The following is a 6,390-nucleotide window of genomic DNA, read 5'->3' on the forward strand; positions in this document are numbered from 1 at the left end:
AGCACGGCATGACATAAAAAACTAATCTATTGATATTTAAAGAAATTAAAACAATATCTATCAGAATTGAGATTCTAAAAGTAAAGCAATCACAATGACCGATATTCTACTATTAAGTTTTCAAAATATATCTGAAGCTGTCGAGCGTTGAAGTAGATAGCAAGTATTCAATGTTGTAATTTACTTATCAACATCCAATTTATTCTATATTGCTGAAAAATAAAAAGGCACTGACGGGATACCCCACTCAGTGCCTTTAAAACTAAAGTTGAACTGATACTTATAGGTTGATAGGTTGATAGGTTGATAGGTTGATAGGTTGATAGTAAAAGCCAACTTAATTAATATTTATAATTGAACAAGGTACTAAATAACAAAAACTATGTGCTAGTATTCTTAACATCAACTAATACTTTCAGTTTCTGTCCTGGTTTAATATATTTACTGTTTTTAATATTATTCCAACGAATTAGATCTGCTGTTTTAACATTAAATTTCTGTGCAATTTCTCCAAGCGAATCACCGGATCGAACGTGGTAAGTTACGTTACGTGTAATTTTATTTGTATCCACAATAGCAAGCTTAGAACTAGGCTTCCAAATAATCAATTCTTGTCCTAAACGCAACATTTTTTGAGGTTGAAAACCATTCCATTTAGCAATTTGTTTAGACGTTACTTTATAATCTCGACTAATATCCCAAAGCGTATCCCCTTCAACAATTTTATGGATAACCTTTTCATTAGCTTTGCTACTTTTAGCAGTTTCGAGTTCAAACTTTTTGGCTTGTAGAGACAATTCTAGTTGCTGAGCTTTACTTGCTATAGGGATTAAAAGGGGCTGCCCAATTTTAATAAATGAGCTATCTAAATCATTTATCTGTTTTAACACTTGAGTTGTGGTTTGCTTATTTTTTGCTATCACACTCAAACTGTCCCCTGCTTTAACTAAATAACGATCCCAACGAACACGCTTATTTTTATCAATCTTAGCAAGTTTATTAGTAAACTCTCCAGCAATCGTAGTCGGTAGTAAAAGCTTATGAGGACCATTAGGTGAAGTGGCCCAATGATTAAAAGCAGGATTTAATAACTGAAGATCAGAGAGGCTTAGATCAGCAAGTTCCGCTGCATAAGCAAGATCTATTTGAGAACCGATATCGACATAAGTTAAGGCTTTTTGGTTTGGTATATGTGGTAATTCGATATCATATTTTTCATGATTACGCAGAATATCGATAAGAGCTAAGAATTTAGGTACGTAGTTTTGAGTTTCTTTGGGTAATGATAGGCTCCAATAATCAACGGCTTTACCTTCTTTTTTATTTTTTTTAATCGCTCGTTCTACTCTGCCTTCTCCTGAGTTATATGCAGCAAAAGCATACAACCAATCCTCTCCTAAATAACGATGCAAGACTTGCATATATTTAAGTGCGCCACGGGTTGAGGCATAAACGTCTCTTCTACCGTCGTACCACCAGTCTTGATTTAAGCCAAAACGAAGCCCTGACATAGGCATAAACTGCCATAAACCAGATGCACCAGCATGAGAATAGGCAAAAGGGTCAAAAGTACTTTCTACAATAGGCAATAATGCTAATTCAAGTGGTAAATCATTAGCTTCTATTTGATCTACAATCAACCACAAAAAAGGTTCTGCGCGTTTTGATACTCTTTCTAAATAAGCAGGATGATTTAAGTAATAATCCCGTTGTACTGCTATACGAGAGTTATCAGGTACTTCAAAGTTAAAACCTTCAGCCAACTTTAACCACAGATTGTCATAGTATTTGTCAACTACGGGACCAAGTTGTTGATTATTTTTATCTTTAACTAGATTAGTGACTCCTTCGCCATTAGCATGATTAACTGCTTTTTTATTAAGAGTCACTTCATTTGAAACTTCAATGAATTCGGGTGCTTGTGAAGTAGTACTTTGACAAGCACTCAATAATACAATTAAAAATAAAGGCAAAAAAAGTTTCATAGTTTGACCATTTGCAAAATTAAAGTGCGTATTCTATGTTTTTTTGCCTCTGCAATCAAAAATGATCTTTATAAAGACGAAGTTCTTTAAAGCATTGTAATCCCGACGTAATTTTTTTTGCTAGGATATTTTGCAAGTTATTAAGCAATGACTCGTCATTAAACCTGAGAAAAGGATTCACTAACTTCTGACATTTAATAGTAGTAGGGATACTTGGTAACCCTTGCTGACGCAACTTGCTGACTTGTTTAATATAAGCCAGTAGATCATTGTTGTGAGGGTCAACATGTAAAGCAAAAATAAGATTATTTTGTGTATATTCATGCGCACAGTAGACGTTAATGTTTTCATCTAATGTTGCTAAACGCGTTAACGCATCATACATTTGTTGATGAGTTCCTTCAAAAACTCGTCCGCACCCTGCTGAAAATAAAGTATCTCCACAAAATAACATTTCCTCATTGAAATATACAATATGGTCAAGTGTATGGCCTGCTACCTGCCAAATTTTGAATGTTAACTTGTTATCAAAAAAGGAGACTTCATCTCCTTCATCAACTAAATAAACATTTTCGAAAAGAGGATTTTTACTGAAAACTTTAATTTGTGGGTTATCTAAGACTAATGCTTTTACGCCACCGGTATGATCTTGATGATGATGAGTAATAATAATCGCTTCAATAGTTAGTTGTTGTGATTCTAATATTTCAAGGACAGGCGTTGCGTCACCAGGATCAACTACAACACAACGCTTGCTTTGACTATCTTTAATAAGCCAAATATAGTTATCATCAAAGGCTGGAATGGTTAAAACACTAAACATAATTTTTCTCAACTTTTAAAGTTTGGGGTGGAGGCATATGAAAATAGCAAAAACATCACGCATCTTAACTCCGATTACTGATTGGTTACAATTAAGTAATGGTGAACATTTACAAGCACAGACTCAACAACTTGTTAATAACGCAATATCACATTGTTTCGGCTACCATCTATTAAAGTTAGGACATTTAAGTACACAATTAAAAACCGATAAATGCCCTATTCGCCATCAAATAAATTGTGCAGAAGACGGTACCGACATCGGTTTGAAAAGTAATTTACATGACTTACCTTTTCAAGACTCTACTATCGATTTGTGTATTTTGGTACATGAACTCGACTTTTCGAGTGATCCTCATCAGCTATTACGAGAAATAGATCGCATATTAACATTAGATGGTACGTTAGTGATCAGCGGCTACAACCCTTATAGCTTCTTTGGGTTACGTTCATTATTAACGCCTAAAAACACTCAAACTGCACGCTTATTCTCACCCAACCGGGTCATTGATTGGTTACATTTATTAGGGTTCGAAATAAAAAATAAACAACACTTTGACTATATTTCAGCGCAGCCTGAAGGCCCATTATTATCGTTGATAGAAAATACCGGACAACGCTATTTATCTTTTTTCTGTAGTGTTTATTTTATCGTAGCAAAAAAACGTACGACTCCTATGACACCTGTTAAGTCTAGTTTTGAATTCAGAAGAACTATTATTAATAATCAGCCCGTAGCCACAAAACAATCTCATTCAAAAAAGCTAAATTAACTTAATAACGAGGCAACCTTAGTTCATTTTTTGAATGCTTAACCATCAAAACCTTCATCAGGTTGAGTCGGATTTGCTTCTGCAGCTTCACGAGCTAAGTCATCACAACGTTCATTTTCAGGGTGACCTGAATGCCCTTTAACCCAATGCCATCTTACAGTATGTTTCTCTTGTGCAGCATCTAGCGCTTTCCATAAATCGACATTCTTCACTGGTGCTTTAGCCGCTGTCTTCCAACCACGTTTTTTCCAATTATGTATCCATTGTGTGATGCCTTGGCGAACATATTGGCTATCAGTGGTAACATCAACCTCACAAACTTCAGTTAAACTCTCTAAGCCTTTTACACAGGCTAACATTTCCATTCTATTATTAGTGGTTCTTTCGTAACCTTCTGACAATTCACGACGATGCTCGTTAAACACTAAAATAGCGCCATAACCACCTGGCCCTGGATTACCAAGACATGAACCGTCTGTATAAAGTTGAATTTTTTTCATTAATATCATCACATAAATTTTGTTAGACTAGTCAGCAGAAAATTCTGCAGCTTAAGCAGCTAAAATACGCAACAACTATAAATAGAGATATCAATGAACACAAGTAAACTCACCCGACAAGTTGTATTAGATACTGAAACAACAGGTATGAATAAAGATGGGCTCATTTATGTAGGACATCGCATTATTGAAATAGGTTGTGTTGAAGTCATTAATCGTCGTTTAACTGGTCGTCATTACCATGTGTATATTCAACCGGATATGTTGATTGATCCTGAGGCAATGGCGGTTCATGGTATTACAGATGAGTTTCTATACGATAAACCTCGCTTTGCAGAAATAGCCGATGAGTTCATTGATTTTATTAAAGGTGCCGATTTAGTCATTCATAATGCGCCCTTTGATGTTGGTTTCATGGATCAAGAGTTCCGTTTTTTAAATAAAAAGACGCAACCCACTGAAGAAATTGCGACAGTGACCGATACATTAGCAATGGCTAAGAGAATGTTCCCCGGTAAACGGAACAATCTTGATATTTTATGTGACCGTTACGGTATTGATACTAAGCACCGAGTATTACATGGCGCCTTATTAGATGCGGAAATTCTGGCAGATGTTTATTTACTGATGTCCGGTGGCCAAAAGGACTTAAATTTAGCTAATAATGAATCAAGTAAAAATAATACAGGTCGACGCTTACGTCAAAATTTATCACCTTTATCAATCATTCATGCTAGCCAAGAAGAGTTAACAGAGCATGAATCACGTTTAGATTTAGTAAAAAAATCAGGGAGTTGTTTATGGCGATAATCAGTAAAAAGTGGATAGCATTTACATTACTCATCCTCACAACGATGAGTACAATGGCACATACCATTTATGCACCGAATGATATCCCTTTACTTGATAATCGCTTTAGAATTGATCCTAATACTCAACAAGTCACGATTATATTAAATCATCCATCTCATGCACAAAAAATCGTGCTTGTTAAACCCGATGGTAGTAAGTGGTATGCACAACGCCACCCACCAGAAACAGTGGCATGGTTTAACAATAGAAACCAAGACATCATTACAATACAGAACCCTATGCCGGGGCCATGGCAAGCAATCGCCACATTAAATGGTGAGAACCGAATTCAGTTATTAAACCCAACCACTTTAAAAGTAGAAAAACTGCCACTTAAAGTTTATAACAAGGAATATCTTACCTCTTATATTTCTTTAATAAATGACGGTCAGGTAATGACTGATAAAGATTTATTAAATAACGCGCAATTAACCGTTTCACTAATTAACAGTGATAAGTTATCGAATGACACTCAAAAATCCATCGCACTTTATAAAGATGATGGGCAATCTTATGATTCATTACCTTTCGATGGCAAGCTCAGTACTCGCTTGTTTATGGATTTAACGCCAGGGCGCTATTTAGTTAATATTAAAACCAAGAATAATATTTTTATACGTACTTTTAATGCAGATATGGTTGTTTTTCCTCAACCGCTTAGTTATAAAATAGAACAACTTAGTAATAATCAGGGTGGCGTAGAGCTTACTTTTGTTATTGACCCATTAGAAATAGATCCAAATTCAGTGATTATTGATAGTTTAATTGCTGGAAATAATGAAAGTGATACTAAACAATTAATTGTGCACCTTGCCGATCAAATATTGGAAAATGATACAACAACCATTAAAGTAAAACTGCCCTATAAAAATTACACCTACTCAGGCGAAGTATTTGCAACAACAATAGACGGGCGTGAGCTAAGCTTTCAATTACCAGAATATAAATTTGAAGTAGCGAGAGCAGCAGCGCAGGTGATTGAAAGCACAATAGTAACCTCAGCAGCAGAACCAACTATAACGGACTTAGAATCAAAAACTATTGAATCAGAAGAAACCGAAATAGCACAAACATTTCAGTACTTATGGATTTTCGTTTTAATTTTAATCGTCATCATTATCATTAGTATCTTTGTCGTTTTATTTATTCTCAAAAGAAAACGAAAGAAATTACTAGAAAATGGCGAACTATCATTAGACGATTTATCTACTGAACATCTAAAGCCATTAGAAATAGATGAAAATAATGCTAAAAAATAAACGCTATGAGCATAAAATGAGCAGTCAGACGCCTTAGCTTGTAAATATTGTGTTTTTTTTGTTTTTCGTTATTGACTCAGTACCTGCAACTCCGTATTATCTGCGCCTCAACGAAGTTGCATATTATGTAACGTTGATTTTGCTGGAGTGGTAGTTCAGTTGGTTAGAATACCGGCCTGTCACGCCGGGGGTCGCGGGT

The 6,390-nt window shown here is 35.3% G+C and carries 6 protein-coding genes; 3 read left to right on the forward strand and 3 right to left on the reverse strand.

Annotation, left to right across the window (positions count from 1 at the left end; all coding sequences use genetic code 11):
- Positions 1-380 precede the first annotated feature (380 nt).
- Positions 381-1,985, reverse strand: coding sequence for a LysM peptidoglycan-binding domain-containing protein (locus tag V6255_RS16390; protein WP_341629118.1), 1,605 nt, complete (start codon positions 1,983-1,985; stop codon positions 381-383).
- 55 nt (positions 1,986-2,040) lie between these two features.
- Positions 2,041-2,808 (reverse strand): hydroxyacylglutathione hydrolase, encoded by a 768-nt coding sequence (gene gloB / locus V6255_RS16395; RefSeq protein ID WP_341629119.1) that lies wholly within the window; start codon positions 2,806-2,808, stop codon positions 2,041-2,043.
- A 37-nt stretch (positions 2,809-2,845) separates the two neighbouring features.
- Here gloB and V6255_RS16400 point away from each other — a divergent pair, with 37 nt between their 5' ends.
- Positions 2,846-3,580, forward strand: a complete 735-nt coding sequence (locus tag V6255_RS16400) for a class I SAM-dependent methyltransferase (RefSeq protein ID WP_341629120.1) — start codon at positions 2,846-2,848, stop codon at positions 3,578-3,580.
- Between the two features lie 38 nt (positions 3,581-3,618).
- Here V6255_RS16400 and rnhA read toward each other — a convergent pair whose 3' ends face one another.
- Entirely contained in the window at positions 3,619-4,080 is a 462-nt protein-coding gene (rnhA, locus tag V6255_RS16405; protein WP_160060362.1) for a ribonuclease HI, read from the reverse strand.
- Positions 4,081-4,173: 93 nt separating this feature from the next.
- Between rnhA and dnaQ the strand changes: the two genes are divergently transcribed.
- Complete coding sequence (dnaQ, locus tag V6255_RS16410) at positions 4,174-4,890, forward strand: DNA polymerase III subunit epsilon (protein WP_341629121.1); 717 nt, start codon at positions 4,174-4,176, stop codon at positions 4,888-4,890.
- Positions 4,881-6,191, forward strand: a complete 1,311-nt coding sequence (locus tag V6255_RS16415; RefSeq protein ID WP_341629122.1) for a hypothetical protein — start codon at positions 4,881-4,883, stop codon at positions 6,189-6,191. Before dnaQ ends, V6255_RS16415 begins: the two co-directional genes overlap by 10 nt.
- Positions 6,192-6,390 lie beyond the last annotated feature (199 nt).

It is taken from the genome of Psychromonas arctica, from assembly GCF_038155225.1.
Lineage (GTDB): Bacteria > Pseudomonadota > Gammaproteobacteria > Enterobacterales > Psychromonadaceae > Psychromonas > Psychromonas arctica_B.

Excerpts from the sequence above, each read along its gene's own strand:
- gloB (WP_341629119.1), bottom strand. The coding sequence starts at position 2,808 with ATGTTTAGTGTTTTAACCATTCCAGCCTTTGATGATAACTATATTTGG.
- V6255_RS16390 (WP_341629118.1), bottom strand. The coding sequence starts at position 1,985 with ATGAAACTTTTTTTGCCTTTATTTTTAATTGTATTATTGAGTGCTTGT.
- dnaQ (WP_341629121.1), top strand. The coding sequence starts at position 4,174 with ATGAACACAAGTAAACTCACCCGACAAGTTGTATTAGATACTGAAACA.
- V6255_RS16400 (WP_341629120.1), top strand. The coding sequence starts at position 2,846 with ATGAAAATAGCAAAAACATCACGCATCTTAACTCCGATTACTGATTGG.
- V6255_RS16415 (WP_341629122.1), top strand. The coding sequence starts at position 4,881 with ATGGCGATAATCAGTAAAAAGTGGATAGCATTTACATTACTCATCCTC.
- rnhA (WP_160060362.1), bottom strand. The coding sequence starts at position 4,080 with ATGAAAAAAATTCAACTTTATACAGACGGTTCATGTCTTGGTAATCCA.